Below are 15,082 nucleotides of genomic sequence, written 5' to 3' on the forward strand. Positions count from 1 at the left end.
GGAAGGCCCCGGGCGTGATCGGTTCCGTTTCAGGCCAGCAGTTTGGTCTTGGCCTGCTGGAACTCCTCCTCGGTCAGCGTGCCGTTGCTCCGCAGCTGCGCGAGCTTCGCCAACTCGTCGGCCTGGGTTGGCTTCTGACCGCCCGTCTGCTGTCCGGCGGCCTCCTGGACGTAGGACCGGAAGGCGGCCTCGCTGCGCTGCACCTGCTCGCGGTCGCGCTGGGCCATCGAGTTGCCGCGGGCGATCAGGTAGACCAGCACCCCGAGGTAGGGCAGCAGGATCACGAAGACCAGCCACCCCGCCTTGCCCCAGCCGCCCATCGAGTGGTCGCGGAAGATGTCCCCGATCACCTTGAAGAGCAGGAAGAACCAGAGCACCCAGAGGAACAGCCAGAGCATCGTCCAGAAGAGGTTGAGCAGCGGGTAATCGTCCATCGGAACTCCCTCGGACCGCCGCCCGCACCGTGCGGACGGCGGTCCGATCATAGGGAGACATTCAGGACATATCAGTCAGCCACGCCCGGGAGGTCAGCCGACGTTCGGGGTGATCCCGGCGAAGTACTGGCGGGCGACGTTGTACGCGTTGTTCGCCACGTTGCGGCCGAGCACCGCGCCCTGCTCCTTGTCGAAGCGCCAGTGCACACCGCCGTAGAGGCGGGACATGCCGTCCTCGTCGGCCGCCTGGCTGAAGGTGTCCCACTTCAGCGTGACGTCGGCCGCCGGGGCGTTGGTGTCGTACTTCAGGCTGCCGGCCTTGACCACGGCGCTCTCGCCGTAGGCGTCGCTGCCGGTCCACAGCTTCATGTACTCGCCCCAGGTGGCGCCCCAGATCGAGTGGCCGGAGATGTACGAGGCGAAGGCCGGGGTCGGCAGGTAGGACTTCCAGTTCTTGCCGTCCATGGTGACGGTGCCCTGGCCGGGGCCGCCGAAGGACTGGATCTGCTGGCCGTCGTACGCGTAGCGGATCATGGTCAGCGGGCGGGCGTAGTCGAAGTACTTCTTCGACTCCCAGGCCGCGTTGCCGCTGTCGCCCATCGCCATGTTGAGGCCGAAGAACATCTTCACGTCCTGGCTCAGGGTGTGGAAGTCGCGGCGGGCGACCCACTGGGCCTGGCGGTTCTGGTGACCGGTCGGGCCCTCCTTGGGCTCGATCCAGAACTCGGCTATCGCCTTCTGGCGGTCCGTCAGGCCCGCGCTGATCTGGCGCAGCTCCTCGACCGCGGCGTTGGCCTCCGGGGTGCCGTAGGCCGGCGGGACGACCGGGCGGAACTGGCTGTTGCTCTTCAGCGCGTACGGCTTGGTGGCCGCGAACTGGAGGCCGGCGAACTGCTGGGTCGCGCCGTTGACGATCAGCGGGGCCCAGCGGTCCGGGGCGACCACCTTGGACTTGTCGAAGGCGTTGACGTCCTGCGCCGGGTTGACCGGGGTGTAGCCGCTGCCCGGGTCCGAGTAGGCGGGGGTGCCGAGCTGGTTGGCCCCGTCCCCGTGGCGGTAGTTGAGCACCGCGTCGCAGGCGGTGTGCGCGATGCCGGCCGGGGTGTAGGTGTTGACCTCGGCGTTGGCCGGGTCGTAGCCCTGCTGCTGGAGCAGCGCGTCGAAGCTCGCGGTCTGCTGCGGGAACAGGTCCTTGAGCGCGCGGTGCGAGGCGTACGCCACCGCGGCCTTGCGGTTGGCGTAGCTGCGCTTCCACCAGACCTGGCGCAGCTGACCGCCGAGCCGGGTGCCGATCGCCCGGGCGTCGTAGGCGGCCCAGGCGTCGTAGGCACAGGTGGAGACGATCGCGTGGTAGCGGGCGGCGACCGGCGGGAGGATGCCGGTGGCGCCGTTCAGATCCACCTGGGCGATGGTCGCCTGGACGGTCTTCTCGTTCCAGGCAAGCAGCAGGTTGGCCCCGCCGTCCTCGAACTCGGCCCAGCTCTCCTGCAGGGCGAACTGGCTGGCGGCCGAGTCGGTGGTGTCCTCGGCCGCGCCGGCCACTCCGGTGGCCAGGGTGGTGACGGACAGGACGGCCGCCAGGGCCAGGACGGTGCTCCGGCGCAGGCCGGTGGCGAGGGTGGATCGCATCTACCGCTTCCCTTCGATCGGGTGAACCTCAGACGCGGGACACTCTCGACCGACGCGCGACGGCCCCTCCAGTCGGCTTCCGACACTTCGTCAGAGCCGACCGGAGGGGCCGTTTTCCTTTCCGGTGGACGGGCAGTTCAGCGGTGGTGCCGGGTGGGTCAGCGGGCGGCCGCCGAGGTGAGGGACCGCAGCGGGGCGCGGTCGGCGGCGCTCAGCATGTCGGAGGCGATCGCGTCGGCGTCCTGGCGGAAGAGGGTGTTGAGGCCCGGCTTGCCGCTGCCGACCTGGGTGAACCAGCGGGTGTGCTCGGTCGGGATGCCCAGCGCGTACAGGTCCCGGTGGACGGTGCCGTCGGCGGCGATCAGGTGGAACGGGGCCCGGGTGACGTTCAGGCCGCCGGTGTAGACAATCTCGCCGCTCACCTCGTCGACGTGCCGGTACTCGCCGATGGTGCCGTCGGCCAGCAGGGAGCGGGTCAGCGGGGAGGAGTCGCGGTAGAGGTCGGGGGTGGGGATGCGGGCGTCGATCAGCGCGGTGGCGGTCCGCTCGGAGCCGTTCACCTGCGGGGAGGAGATCCGGAAGGTGCCGCTCTGCTCGTCGGCGGCGAAGTCCGTCGCGGGGCCGGCCACCTCGACCACCCCGGCCTCGATCAGGGCGACCAGCTGCTCGACCCGGGCGATCGGCGGGCCGGCCGAGAGCAGCGAGTTGACGGGCAGGAAGTCGCGCTGGAACTCGCGGGCGTAGCTGTCCGGGCGCAGACCGCCGAAGTCCACCGCCTCGCGCACCACGTTGCGGATGTCGCGCAGCACGTCCAGCGCGGCCTTCAGCGGGCCCTCGGCGTTGCCCTGCTCGGCGGCGGCCAGGTCGGCCCGCATCACCTCCAGCAGGCGGGCCCGGAACTCCCGGCCGTCGGCGAACAGTTCGCCCTGGAACGGGCGGGCCAGCTTCTGCAGGTCGATCGGCTCGGCCGGGGTGGTGGCGCCGCTGCGGCGGTGCACCTCCTGGTGGACGTGCTCCACCTCCCGCATCAGCAGCGGCAGCACGTCCTCGTTGAAGACCAGCTGGCCGCTGCCGGTCTCGGCCAGCCGGCGGTCCCGGGCCTCGGCCACCGCCTGCTTGGTGAGGAAGACCGGCGTGTGGGTGTGGTCGGGGTCCTTCTGGTTGCGGCCGCGGGCCGGGATCGGCAGGCCGCTGCGCGAGCCGGTGACGATCTTCGGCTCCAGGCCGCTGGCCAGGTAGCGCAGGGTGCCGTCCGCGTCGGTGGCGAAGGTGCCGCCGCGGCCGATGGTCAGGCTGAGCATCACGTCGTAGAAGGAGAGGCCGAGGCCGCGGATGGCGACCGTCGAACCGGGGGCGATGGTGTCCTTGTCCAGCGCCATGTCGGCGGCGGAGTCCCCGCACAGGTAGGCGGTGCCGGGGTGGCGCTCGGTGAAGGCGAGCATCCGCTGCTCGAACTCGTCGGGCTGGTTGGTCGGGTGACCGGTCGCCAGCAGCACCTTGTCGGCCTCGATCAGGTAGGGCACGTGGTACGGGGCGAGGTCCACCCGGAGCACGTGGCCGCCGGCGCCGCGCGGCACGACGTGCTCCACCCGGCCGTTCAGCTCGACCACCTGGACCCGCTCCGGCAGGCTCGCCAGGATGCTGCGGTAGACGGCCTGCTGGTACTGGCCGTAGCGCTGCCGGGAGGCGTAGTCGTCCGGGCCCAGCAGCGGCTCGCCGTGGGTTCTGGCCCGCTCGGCGATCCACTGCCCCAGCGAGGGACCCGCGCCGGGGCGGGCCGGGCCGCCGTCCGGGTCACCGGAGTACATCGTCACCTGGCCGACCACCGTGTTCATCGTGAACCAGTCGTCCTGGTCCGTGCGCCACACCCGCCCCGAGCCGACCTCCACCGCGTCGATCACGTGGATGCGGACCTGACGGCCGCTCAGTTCGCCGCCGTTCAGCCGGGCGGCCAGGCGCTCCAGGACCGAGAGGCCGCGCGGACCGGAACCGACGATGGCGATGGAGAGGGGCTCGGTGGCAGTGGCGTTCGTGGTCACGGTTTCCGTCCTTGGTGAGGGGTTCCGGTTCGATGACACAAACGTATGGCCGAATTCGCTGAATTGTTCTCCGGTGCCGCCGATGGGGGATCGCGGACAATCCGGTGATCGCATTCCGGCAATTCCCCCGGGAAATGCAAGAACCGGAGGACGGCGTCATTGCCGTCCCCCGGTCACGGGAGGGTGGTGCGGGGCGGTGGTACGAGGGTCGGTCAGGCCGCGACGGTGGCCGGCCGGGCGTGCTCCAGCTCCTCGATCTGCTGCCGGAGCTGCAGGCGCTGACGCTGGTCCTGACGGGTCAGCACCAGGGCGGAGGTCACCGCCGCGATCAGCACCGCGTTCTTCAGGATGTACTGGCCCTCCAACGTGCCGACCGTCGGCATCACCCAGGTGACCTCGGGGAACAGGATCAGCGGGGTGGCCGTCCCGGCCATGTGGCCGAGGAAGGCCAGGTAGGTGAGCCGCGGGATCCGGCCGGTCAGTAAGAGGAGGCCGAAGCCGACCTCGAAGACCGCGATCAGCACGCAGGCGAGGTGCCCGTGCAGCACCCCGAAGGTCAGCGCCTCCGTGGTGCGGACCGCCAGCGGCTCGGCCGGGCTGAGCCCGGGCCAGAACTTCGGCAGGCCGAACCAGATGAACACCAGGGCCACGCTCACCCGGAGCATCAGCGAGAGTCGGGCCTCCACGCTGACAGGGAGGAATTCAGCGCGGAGGCGCCTTCTGATCGGGGCGGCGGATGCACGCTCTCCGGTCGTGGTCATATCGGGTTCTCGCTTTCTCGGGAATTCCGAGGGACGGGGAGTCCGCACCGAAATGGAAAGCGTTGGTACTGCGTCTCCATTTCCTGTGGGGTTCTACTTCCACAAATGTACGGTCCACGCACGACCCGTGGCCGTTCGTCCCTTCGATGGGGGGTGCCCGGCAAACCCGATGGGCACCCCCGCCCGAGGCGGCGCTCTAGCGCTGACGCGCCGTCATCACCACTTGCTCCAGTCGATGTTCCAGCCGCTCATGCCGTTCGACGGGTCCACCTGCTTGCCGACGGAGTTCTTCACGGTCACCACGTCGCCGACGATCGAGGCGTCGTAGAAGCTGCCCGCCGGGGTGTCCGACGAACCGTCACCGGCCGTGTCGTACAGACCGATGCAGCCGTGGCTGGTGTTCTGGCTGCCGAAGACCGACCGGGCCACGTTCTTGCCGTGCACGTAGGTGCCGGTCGGGGTGAGCCGCAGCGCGTGCGGCATCTCGACCTTGTAGGCCGGCCCCTCGTGGTTGGCCACCGTGCTGGAGTCCATGACGGTGGTGCCCTCCTTGGCCATCACCACCATGGTCCCGTTGAAGGTGTTCTGGGAGGCCGGCGAGGTGGCACCGGCGCTGATCGGCACGGTGAACGGCGCCTTGCCCTCCTCCGTCACCACCATCTGCTTGGACTCGGCGTCCGCGACGCTCACCCGGGAGCGGCCGATGGTGAAGGTCTGGCTGCTGTCCACCTCGCCGTAGACGCCGGGCGAGGTCTCCACGCTCTTGAGGTTGTACTTGACCGTCACCTTGCTGTTCGACTTCCAGAACTTCTCCGGGCGGAAGTCCACCCGCTGGGTGCCGAACCAGTGCGCCTTCACCACGGCGTTGTCGGCGGTCTGGAAGGTGACCGCCTTCTCCACCGCCTCCTTGTCCTTCACCGGGGTGGTGAAGGTGAGCGAGACGATCATGCCAACGCCGTAGGTCTGGTTCTCCGCCACGTTGTCCCGGGGGCCCGCGCCCTTCTTCGGGGTCAGCGTGGTGAAGCTGCTCTTCTTGCTGGTCGCCACGCCCTTGTCGTCCACCGCCTGGGCGTCCACCTGGTACTCGGTGGAGACCGCCAGGTTGTTCTTCGGGGCCCAGCCCAGGCCGTCCGCGGTCAGCTCGCCCGGCACCTCGGCGCCGTCCTTGCCGGTCACCTTGACGGTGGTCAGCTTCCCGCCCGCGACCGCGACCTTCAGCGCGCCGGACGGCTTGACCTCCTTGGTCCCGTCCGCCGGCTCCACGCTCACCACGGCCGCCGAGGTCTTCGACGGCTCCGCCGACGGCTTGCCGGCCCCGTCGCCGCCACTGCCGCCGCTGCCACCGCCGGTGCTACCGCTGCACGCAGCCGTCAGCATCAGCACGCCGCCGACCACGCCGGCCACCAGGGCCCTGTCTGCCCGCCTCATCCGTACACTCCCCACACATCGCCCTACGGTCTCTGTATACGTCCACACGGGTGGTGAAGGTTGCGTCAGACGACCCGGTCTCGGTCACGAATGGGCAACAGCTGCACGGACCGCCCCACGACGGCTCGGTGAACGCCCGGCGGCCGGGCCGGGTCTCCGGCCCATCATGCGGCCCGATTCCTCGGCGGCGACGGGCGGGGTCCCCTCACCACTCCCCCGGCGGCCGGACGCAGGGCCCGGCGGCGGCCAGCTCGACGGCGGCCCGGGAGGCCGTCAGGCCCGGGAGGGTCCGGACGTCGGCGCCGGTGAGCCTGCGCCAGCGGAGCAACTGGTGCTCCAACGCCTCCGGCCGCAGCCGCAGGGCGCGGGCCGCCGCCACCGGGTCGAAGCCGTGGTCGGCGAACGCCCGGACCGCCTCGGCCAGGTGCGGGTACGTCCGGGCCGCCGCCACCGCCGGGGCGAGCAGCGGGTCCAGCCGGTCCACCGCGGCGGCCGTCACGGCCAGCGGCCACAGCTCCGCGTACCGCCACGTGCCCGGGCGCCCCGCCGCCAGGCGGTGCGCGGCGCGGGCGTCGCGCACCGAGCGGCGGGCCGCCTGCGGGCCGATCCGCTCCAGGCCGACGGCCACGCAGCCGCCGCCGAGCAGCGCCGTCACGGCCCGCTCCTCGGCGCCCTGACCGAGGATCAGCCGGCGCTCCGGCTCCGCGGCCTCCAGCGCGAACCGGCCCGGCACCCGGCCCAACCGCTCGCGCAGCCGCTCCGCCCCCTCCTCCCCCGGGGCGGCCGCCGCGCGGCCGGCCAGCCAGGCCTGGAAGGAGCCCGCCGGATCGAACCCGGCCCGCTCGGCCCCCGCCCGCAGCTCCTCCTCCGGGCCCTCCCCGGCCGCCAGCCGCACCAGCCGCTCCCGGGCGGCCAGGACCTCCCGGTGCCCGTGCACCAGGGCCGCCACCACCTCGGCAGGACCCTCCCCCGGACACACCCGCCGGTACCCCGCCAGCACGGCCGCGAGCCCGGCCCCCTCCGCCGCCCCGGCCGCCCCGTACCGCCGGGCCGCCTCCTCCTCGGTGCTCACCACCCACGCCCCTCCCGCCCCAGGAGCGACCAACATAACGCCGCACGAACTGCCCGCCCAGGGGCATCCGACGCCCGGAGGGCGCTCAGGGGCGCGCGCTCTTCGCTCCCGCCCGGCAGGGCACCCGCCCAGGGGCGCGAGGAACTGCGCGAATCGGAAGGAGGAGACCCATGTGCCGGGTACGGACGGCCACGTGCAAGTGAATCCCCGTACCCGGCACACGGGTCGTCGTCTTCCGCCTCGCGCAGTTCCCCGCGCCCCCGGGGTGACCACCAGCCGCGCGCCCACGCGGCGGAGCCGCACATCAACACAGCCCCGCGCCCCCGGGGTGACCACCAACCCCGCGCCCACGCGGCGGAGCCGCACATCGGCAGAGACCCGCCCCGGGCGGTCCGGTGCGCCGGTACCGTGGCGGGATGAGTTCGTTCGTGGTGGTCGGGGAGAGCGTGGCGGACATCGTCCGGGAGCCCGGCCGGGAGGACGTCGTGCACGCCGGGGGGAGCCCGGCGAACGTCGCGTACGGGCTGGCCCGGCTGGGGCGGCGGGCCGCCCTGCTGACGCAGCTCGGGGCCGACCCCGTCGGCGGGCTGATCGCGGATCACCTGCGCGGCGCCGGGGTGGAGCTGCTGACGGACGGTCAGGACGGGGTGCCGACCCCCACCGCCGTGGTGACCCTCGGGCCGGACGGGCAGCCCTCCTACGACCTGGACGTGCGCTGGACCCTCACCGACACCGGGGTGGCGCCGGCCGACCACCTGCACCTGGGTTCGGTCGCCGCCCTGCTGGAGCCCGGGGCGGCGGCGGTGCTGGCCCTCGCGGAGCGGATGCGCGCCGCCGGAGCCACCGTCAGCTACGACCCCAACGTCCGCCCCGCCCTGCTCGGCTCCCCCGCCGAGGCCCTGCCGAAGGTGGAGCGCTGCGTCGCGGTGGCCGACCTGGTGAAGGCCAGCGACGAGGACCTGGCCTGGCTCTACCCGGGGAGGGCCGAGCGCGAGGTGGCCGAGCACTGGCTGGCGCTGGGCCCGGCCGTGGTGCTGGTGACCAGGGGCGCCGCCGGCTCCGCCGCGTACACCCGGTACGCCGGGGCCGAGCAGGGCGCCGCCCCGGCCGAGGTGGTGGACACGGTCGGGGCGGGGGACTCGTTCACGGCGGCGGTGCTGGACCGGCTCGCCTCCCGGGGACTGCTCGGGGCGGCGGCCCGCCCGGCACTGGCGGTGCTCGACCAGCGGGAGCTGACCTGGCTGCTGCGCTACGCGGGCCGCGCCGCCTCCCTCACCGTCTCCCGGGCCGGCGCCAACCCGCCGACCGCCGCGGAGCTATCGGCCTGAGAGCACCGGCGGCATCGGGTGCGCGGCCCCGGCGACCTCCAGGACGCAGACCGGCGGGTCGCTCGGGCTGATCCGGACGGTGAACGGCACCGGCGGGTCCTCGGGGAGGGAGTCGTCCAGGGTCCAGGGGCCGCGGCCGGTCAGCCGGGTGCTGCCGACCTCCTTGCCGTCGACCAGCAGCTCGGCCTCGGTGTGCAGGCCCTGCCGGAGGAAGACGGTGACCGAGTGCCCGCCGTGGTCGCGGTGAAATCGGTGACGGCGCATACCGCACCCCTCTCCTGGGGTCTCCATCGTCCCGCGCCCCCGAGGGGCCGTCCATCCGCCGCCCCGTCCGGGGTGCCGTCCACCGGTGCCCCTCACATACTGGGACAAAACTGGCACTCCGTCAGTTCGCCCCCAGGAGGCAGCCATGGCCCAGGCATCCGGCCCGCTCTACGATCCGTCAGGCCCCGTCCCCGCACCGGGCGGTGCGCGCCGGTCGAACTCCGGGGCGGTCACCGGCCTGGTGCTGTTCGCCGGCGTGATGATGGTGGTCAGCGGGGTGATCGGGATCATGCAGGGCGTGGTGGCGCTCGCCAAGGACGACGTCTACCTGACCACCCCGAACTACACCTTCTCGTTCAGCCTGACGTCCTGGGGCTGGATCCACCTGCTGCTCGGCGTGGTGCTCGCCGCGGTCGGCTTCGGGATCCTCACCGGCGCGGCCTGGGCCCGGGTGCTCGGCATCGCGCTGGTCTCGCTGCACCTGGTGCTGAACTTCCTGTTCCTGCCCTACTACCCGCTCTGGTCGCTGATCGCCATCGCGATCGACGCCTTCGTGGTCTGGGCCCTCTGCACCTTCCGCGACTGACGCGCGGCGGCTGCGCGAAGGGCCCAGACCAACCGGCCGGTCACATGTTGATCATGTGGCCGGCCAGGCCGTGCACGGCCTCCTTGACGGCCTCGCCGAGCGTCGGGTGGGCATGCACGTTGCGGGCCACCTCGTGCACGGTGAGGTCCCACTGCTGGGCCAGCGTCAGCTCGGGCAGCAGCTCGGTGACCTCGGGGCCGATCATGTGGGCGCCGAGCAGCTCGCCGTGGGTCTCGTCGCTGATCACCTTGACGAAGCCGACCGGGTGGCCGAGCCCGTGCGCCTTGCCGTTGGCGGTGAACGGGAACTTGGAGACCTTCACCGCGTACCCGAGCTCGCGGGCCTGGGCCTCCGTGTAGCCGAAGCTGGCGATCTGCGGCTGGCAGTAGGTGGCGCGCGGGATCATCGCGAAGTCCACCTCCATGGTCTCCGCGTCACCGATGGTCTCGGCCGCGATCACGGCCATCGCCTCGGCCGCGTGGGCCAGCATCAGCTTGGCGGTGACGTCACCGATCGCGAAGATGTGGTCCACGCTGGTGCGGCCCCGGCCGTCGACCGCGATCGCACCGCGGTCGGTGAGCTTGACCCCGGTGTTCTCCAGGCCGTAGCCCTGGGTGCGCGGCGCGAAGCCGATCGCCTGGAGCACCTTGTCGGCCTCCAGCACCTGCTGGACGCCGTCCTTGGTGACGGTGACCTTCACCTTGGCCGCCGGGTCGCTGTCGTCGATCGACTCGACCCGGGTGGAGGTGAGCACCTGGATGCCCAGCTTCTTGTACTGCTTCGCCAGCTCGGCCGAGACCTCGGCGTCCTCCAGCGGCACCATCCGGTCGAGGAACTCGACGATGGTGACCTGCACGCCGTAGTTGTGCAGCACGTAGGCGAACTCGACGCCGATCGCGCCGGCGCCCGCGATGATGATGGAGCCGGGCAGCTGGTCGGTGAGGATCTGCTCCTCGTACGTCACCACCCGGTCGCTCAGGCTGGTGCCGGGGAGCAGCCGGGTGGAGGCGCCGGTGGCGATGACGCAGTGGTCGAAGGTGACGACCTCGAAGCCGCCGCCGTTCAGCGCGACCTGGATGGTGTGCTCGTCCACGAAGGTGCCACGGCCGTCGTACTCCGTGATCCCGTTCTTCTTCATCAGGTAGTGGACGCCCTTGACCCGGCCGTCGGCCACCGAGCGGCTGCGCTTGAAGGCCTCGGTGTAGTCGAAGCTGACCGAGCCCTCGACCTTGATGCCGAAGGTCTTGGCCTCCTTGGTGAAGATGTGCGCCAGCTCGGCGTTGCGCAGCAGCGCCTTGGACGGGATGCAGCCGACGTTCAGACAGACGCCGCCCCAGTACTTGGACTCGATCACGGCCGTGCGCAGGCCCAGCTGGGCGGAGCGGACGGCCGCGGTGTAGCCACCGGGCCCGGCACCGAGGACGACGACGTCGTAGTGTGCTGCGCTGCTCATGCGGATGTGCTCCTGTGATGGCTGGAATGAGGGCGGTGATCAGATTGTCACGGCAGCCGCTCTCCGGCCATCCGCTCCAGCCGGGAGATCCGCTCGGCCATCGGCGGGTGGGTGGAGAACAGCCGGGTGCCGGCCTCACCGGTCCGGAACGGGCTGGCGATCATCATGTGGCTGGCGGTCTTCAGTGCGGGCTCGGGCGGCAGCGGAAGGCGCTGGGTGCCGCCCTCCAGCTTGCGCAGCGCACTCGCGAGGGCCAGCGGGTCCCCGGTGATCCGGGCTCCGTCGGCGTCGGCCTGGTACTCCCGGGAGCGGCTGACGGCCAGTTGGATCAGGGAGGCGGCCAGCGGGCCGAGGACCATCATCGCCAGCATCCCGAACAGACCCGGGCCGTCGTCGTCCTCGCTGCGGCCGAACGGGATCAGCCAGGCGAAGTTGACCAGGAACATCACCACCGAGGCCAGCGCCCCGGCCACCGAGGAGATCAGGATGTCCCGGTTGTGGACGTGGCTGAGCTCGTGCCCGAGCACCCCGCGCAGCTCCCGCTCGTCCAGCAGCCGCAGGATGCCCTCGGTGCAGCAGACGGCGGCGTGCCGCGGGTCCCGGCCGGTGGCGAAGGCGTTCGGCGCCTCGGTGGGCGAGATGTAGAGCCGGGGCATCGGCTGGCGGGCGGAGGTGGAGAGCTCGCGGACGATCCGGTACAGCCGCGGCGCCTCGATCTCGCTGACCGGGCGGGCCCGCATGGCGCGCAGCGCGAGCTTGTCGCTGTTCCAGTACGCGTAGGCGTTGGTGCCGAGGGCGACCAGCAGTGCGAGGACGAAGCCCGCCCGGCCGAAGAAGCTGCCGATCACCAGGATCAGCGCCGACAGGCCGCCGAGCAGCGCGGCCGTCCTCAACCCGTTGTGCCGGTGCACGCAGGCCCTCCAGGTGGTGCGGTGGGAAGCCCTTCTGACCCCATCCCTACTACGGGATCAACGTGCCCGCACGGGCCCTTCGTTCCCTGAGCACCGGTGGTACGTCAGAACAGCGACCCGCCGACCACCTGCAGGACGAGCTGCGGAGCGACGGAGAGCACACCGGCGGCCGCGGCCGTCAGGGCGATGGTCGCCTTGAGCGGGCCCGGCACCTGACGGGCCGTCCCCTCGCCCGGGGCGAAGAGCTTCGCGGTCCAGGTGAGGTAGTAGTACAGGGCGATGACGACGTTGGCCGCCATCACCACGGCCAGCCAGCCGAGGCCGGCGTCCACCGCGGCCCGGAAGACCACCACCTTGCCGAACAGGCCGACCACGCCCGGCGGCAGGCCCGCCAGGCAGAGCAGGAAGAAGGCCAGCGCCAGCGCGGACCAGCGGTTGCGGGCGAACAGGCCCCGGTAGGAGTCCAGCGAGCCGCCCCCGGCGACCGCGACCACGGCGAAGGCACCGAGGTTGACGGCCCCGTAGATCAGCGCGTACGCGGCGGTCGCCCCGACCGGCTCCGCCGTCCCGGCGTACCCGGCGGCGGCCAGCGGCACCAGCAGGTACCCGGCCTGGCTGACGGAGGACCAGGCGAGCAGCCGGACGGCGCCGTCCCGGTCCGCGCCGCGCTGGCGCAGCGCGGCGACGTTGCCCGCGGTCATGGTGACGGCGGCCAGCACCGCGAGCACCAGGCCCCAGGTGTGCCCGTACGGGCGGAAGGCCAGCGTGGTGACCAGGGCGAGGCCCGCCAGACCGGCCGCCTTGCCGACCACCGAGAGGTAGCCGGCGACGGGGACCGGGGAGCCGACGTAGGTGTCCGGCACCCAGAAGTGGAAGGGCACGGCGGCGGTCTTGAAGGCGAAGCCGACCAGGGTGAGCACCGCGCCCGCCTCGGCCAGGTGGCGCAGCTGGGCCGGAGCCTGCGTCAGGCCCTCGGCCACGGCGGTGAAGTGCAGGCCGCCGGAGGCCGCGTAGACGAAGCCGACGCCGAGCAGCATCACGGCGGTGGCCGTGACGGAGGAGAGGAAGAACTTCAGCGCGGCCTCGGCGCCCCGTCCGTCCCGGCGCAGCGCGACCAGCGCGAAGGACGGCAGGGTGACGACCTCCAGGGCGACCACCAGGGTGGCCAGGTCCCGGGAGGCGGGCAGCAGGGCGGCGCCGGCGGCGCTGCTCAGCAGCAGGAACCAGTACTCGCCGCCGGGCAGCTGCTCCGAGCTGACGGTGTGCACGGAGAGCAGGGTGACCAGCAGGGCGCCGGCCAGCGCCAGCAGCTGGAAGACCAGCGCGAAGTCGTCGGCCACGTAGGAGCAGCCGGTGCCGGTGATGCAGAAGGTGGAGCGGGTGTCCCCGAGGGCGAGCGGCAGCAGGGCCGCCAGCGCGAGGACGAGCGACCCGCCCGCCAGCCAGGAGAGCAGCCGCTTCTGACTCCCCTTCAGGAAGAGATCCGCCACCAGCACGACCAGGGCCCCGAGCGCGGCGATCAGCGGCGGGGCGATCGCCACCCAGTCGACGGACTGGATCAGCGAGCCCGGGTCGGCGGCGGCGAGAGGAGTCATGGCGGTCCGTCCCAGGGAGGTGGGGAAGGTGAGCACGGGTCAGCCACCCCCGAGCAGGTGCTTGACGGCCGGGTCGGAGAGCCCGAGCAGCAGCGCGGGCCAGAGCCCGGCCAGCAGGGTGAGGGCGGCCAGCGGGGTCCAGCTGGCGGCCTCGTAGCCCTTGAGGTCCGCGAGCTCCGGCCCGTCCTGCTCCGGGTCGCCCATGCAGACCCGCTTGACCACGATCAGCAGGTAGGCGGCGGTGAGCAGGGTGCCGAGCCCCGCGAGCACCAGGTAGGTGAGGAAGGCCGGGCGGGAGAGCCCGGCGGCCGGGTCGAAGGCGCCGTACATGGCGAGCAGTTCGCCCCAGAAGCCGGCCAGGCCGGGCAGGCCGAGGCTGGCCACGGCGGCGAAGGCCAGCAGCCCGCCGATCCGGGGCGCGCGGCCGTAGAGCGCGGCGCCGGTGGCCCCGGCGAGGGTGTCCAGGTCGGCGGTGCCGTAGCGGTCCTTGACGGCGCCGACCAGGAAGAACAGCAGGCCGGTGATCAGGCCATGGGCGATGTTGGCGAACAGCGCGCCGTTCACCCCGGCCGGGGTCATCGAGGCGATGCCGAGCAGCACGAAGCCCATGTGGCCGACCGAGGAGTACGCGATCAGGCGCTTGAGGTCGCCCTTGGCGCCGGGCCGGGCCAGCGCCAGGCAGGCCAGCGAGCCGTAGACGATGCCGACCGCGGCCAGCGCCCCGAGGTACGGGGCCAGCGTGGCGGTGCCGTCCGGTACCACCGGGAGCAGCACCCGGACCAGGCCGTAGGTGCCCATCTTGAGCATCACGCCGGCCAGCAGCACCGAGCCGGCGGTGGGCGCGGCGGTGTGCGCGTCCGGCAGCCAGCTGTGCAGCGGGAAGGCCGGGGCCTTGACCGCGAGGCCCGCCAGGATCGCCAGCGCGGCGATCACCTGGGTGCCGTGGCTCAGGCCGGAGCCGTGCCGCTGCGCCAGCGCCGTCATGTCGAAGGTGCCCGCCTGATGGCCGATCAGCAGGAAGCCGAGCAGCATCACGGCGGAGCCGAGCAGGGTGTAGAGGATGAAGCGGTTGGCCGCCGGGACCCGCTGACCGCTGCCCCAGCGGGCGATCAGGAAGTACATCGGGATCAGCACGATCTCGAAGGCCAGGAAGAACAGCACCAGGTCCAGCACCAGGAAGGTGGCGAGCATGCCGACCTCCAGGAGCAGGACCAGCCCGGTGAAGGCCCGGGCGCCCGGGCCGTCCGGCAGGCGCTTGGTGGAGTAGACGGCGCACAGGAAGGTGAGCAGCGCCGTCAGCACCACCAGCGGCAGCGAGATGCCGTCCACGCCGAGGTGGAACCGGACCCCGATCGCCGGGATCCACGCCACGTCGGTGACGCCCTGGATCGCGGCGGGCCGGTCGTGGTCGAAGGCGGCGGCCAGGCCGATGGAGCCGAGCAGCACCGCACCGGTGACGCCGACGCCGAGCCGCAGCGCGGCCCGCTCGCCGAGCGGGGCCAGGGTGGCGGCGGCGCCCAGCAGCGGGACGGCCAGGAGGGCGATGAGGAGCACGTTCACCGACGGCCTCCGACGATCAGGT

At 72.3% G+C, this 15,082-nt stretch carries 13 protein-coding genes; 2 read left to right on the forward strand and 11 right to left on the reverse strand.

The genetic code is table 11. The features are described from left to right. Window positions 1-29: 29 nt before the first annotated feature. From ACWCYY_RS29160 to ACWCYY_RS29185, 6 genes are all read right to left on the reverse strand, one after another. Window positions 30-434: an SHOCT domain-containing protein gene (locus ACWCYY_RS29160; RefSeq protein WP_449797740.1), complete on the reverse strand. Its 405-nt coding sequence runs from the start codon at window positions 432-434 to the stop codon at window positions 30-32. A gap of 93 nt (window positions 435-527) precedes the next feature. Continuing rightward, window positions 528-2,063, reverse strand: a complete 1,536-nt coding sequence (locus tag ACWCYY_RS29165; protein WP_449797741.1) for a vanadium-dependent haloperoxidase — start codon at window positions 2,061-2,063, stop codon at window positions 528-530. Between the two features lie 158 nt (window positions 2,064-2,221). Next, window positions 2,222-4,102, reverse strand: coding sequence for an FAD/NAD(P)-binding protein (locus ACWCYY_RS29170; protein WP_449797742.1), 1,881 nt, complete (start codon window positions 4,100-4,102; stop codon window positions 2,222-2,224). Between the two features lie 212 nt (window positions 4,103-4,314). Then, window positions 4,315-4,788: a DoxX family membrane protein gene (locus ACWCYY_RS29175; RefSeq protein ID WP_449797743.1), complete on the reverse strand. Its 474-nt coding sequence runs from the start codon at window positions 4,786-4,788 to the stop codon at window positions 4,315-4,317. Window positions 4,789-5,079: 291 nt separating this feature from the next. Further along, entirely contained in the window at window positions 5,080-6,291 is a 1,212-nt protein-coding gene (locus ACWCYY_RS29180; RefSeq protein ID WP_345278850.1) for a L,D-transpeptidase, read from the reverse strand. A gap of 205 nt (window positions 6,292-6,496) precedes the next feature. Beyond that, the gene (locus ACWCYY_RS29185; protein ID WP_449797744.1) at window positions 6,497-7,363 is read right to left on the reverse strand and encodes a helix-turn-helix domain-containing protein; all 867 of its coding nucleotides are present in this window, start codon (window positions 7,361-7,363) and stop codon (window positions 6,497-6,499) included. A 416-nt stretch (window positions 7,364-7,779) separates the two neighbouring features. Here ACWCYY_RS29185 and ACWCYY_RS29190 point away from each other — a divergent pair, with 416 nt between their 5' ends. Continuing rightward, on the forward strand, window positions 7,780-8,691 hold the full coding sequence (locus ACWCYY_RS29190; protein WP_449797745.1) for a carbohydrate kinase family protein: 912 nt from the start codon (window positions 7,780-7,782) through the stop codon (window positions 8,689-8,691). On the opposite strand, the gene ACWCYY_RS29195 is transcribed toward ACWCYY_RS29190, so the two are convergent. Continuing rightward, window positions 8,680-8,955 (reverse strand): hypothetical protein, encoded by a 276-nt coding sequence (locus tag ACWCYY_RS29195; RefSeq protein WP_345278856.1) that lies wholly within the window; start codon window positions 8,953-8,955, stop codon window positions 8,680-8,682. The two genes, ACWCYY_RS29190 and ACWCYY_RS29195, sit on opposite strands and share 12 nt — an antisense overlap. 145 nt (window positions 8,956-9,100) lie before the next feature. Between ACWCYY_RS29195 and ACWCYY_RS29200 the strand changes: the two genes are divergently transcribed. Continuing rightward, on the forward strand, window positions 9,101-9,541 hold the full coding sequence (locus ACWCYY_RS29200) for a DUF7144 family membrane protein (protein ID WP_345278858.1): 441 nt from the start codon (window positions 9,101-9,103) through the stop codon (window positions 9,539-9,541). Window positions 9,542-9,581: 40 nt separating this feature from the next. Here ACWCYY_RS29200 and lpdA read toward each other — a convergent pair whose 3' ends face one another. The 4 genes from lpdA to ACWCYY_RS29220 form a co-directional block, all read right to left on the reverse strand. Further along, entirely contained in the window at window positions 9,582-10,994 is a 1,413-nt protein-coding gene (gene lpdA / locus ACWCYY_RS29205) for a dihydrolipoyl dehydrogenase (protein ID WP_345278860.1), read from the reverse strand. A gap of 47 nt (window positions 10,995-11,041) precedes the next feature. After that, window positions 11,042-11,905 (reverse strand): zinc metalloprotease HtpX, encoded by an 864-nt coding sequence (htpX, locus tag ACWCYY_RS29210; RefSeq protein WP_345278862.1) that lies wholly within the window; start codon window positions 11,903-11,905, stop codon window positions 11,042-11,044. 104 nt (window positions 11,906-12,009) lie between these two features. Next, entirely contained in the window at window positions 12,010-13,500 is a 1,491-nt protein-coding gene (locus tag ACWCYY_RS29215; RefSeq protein WP_345278864.1) for an NADH-quinone oxidoreductase subunit N, read from the reverse strand. A 39-nt stretch (window positions 13,501-13,539) separates the two neighbouring features. Further along, on the reverse strand, window positions 13,540-15,060 hold the full coding sequence (locus ACWCYY_RS29220) for a complex I subunit 4 family protein (RefSeq protein ID WP_449797746.1): 1,521 nt from the start codon (window positions 15,058-15,060) through the stop codon (window positions 13,540-13,542). Between the last annotated feature and the right edge of the window lie 22 nt (window positions 15,061-15,082).

The sequence above is a fragment of the Kitasatospora sp. NPDC001664 genome, assembly GCF_053596675.1.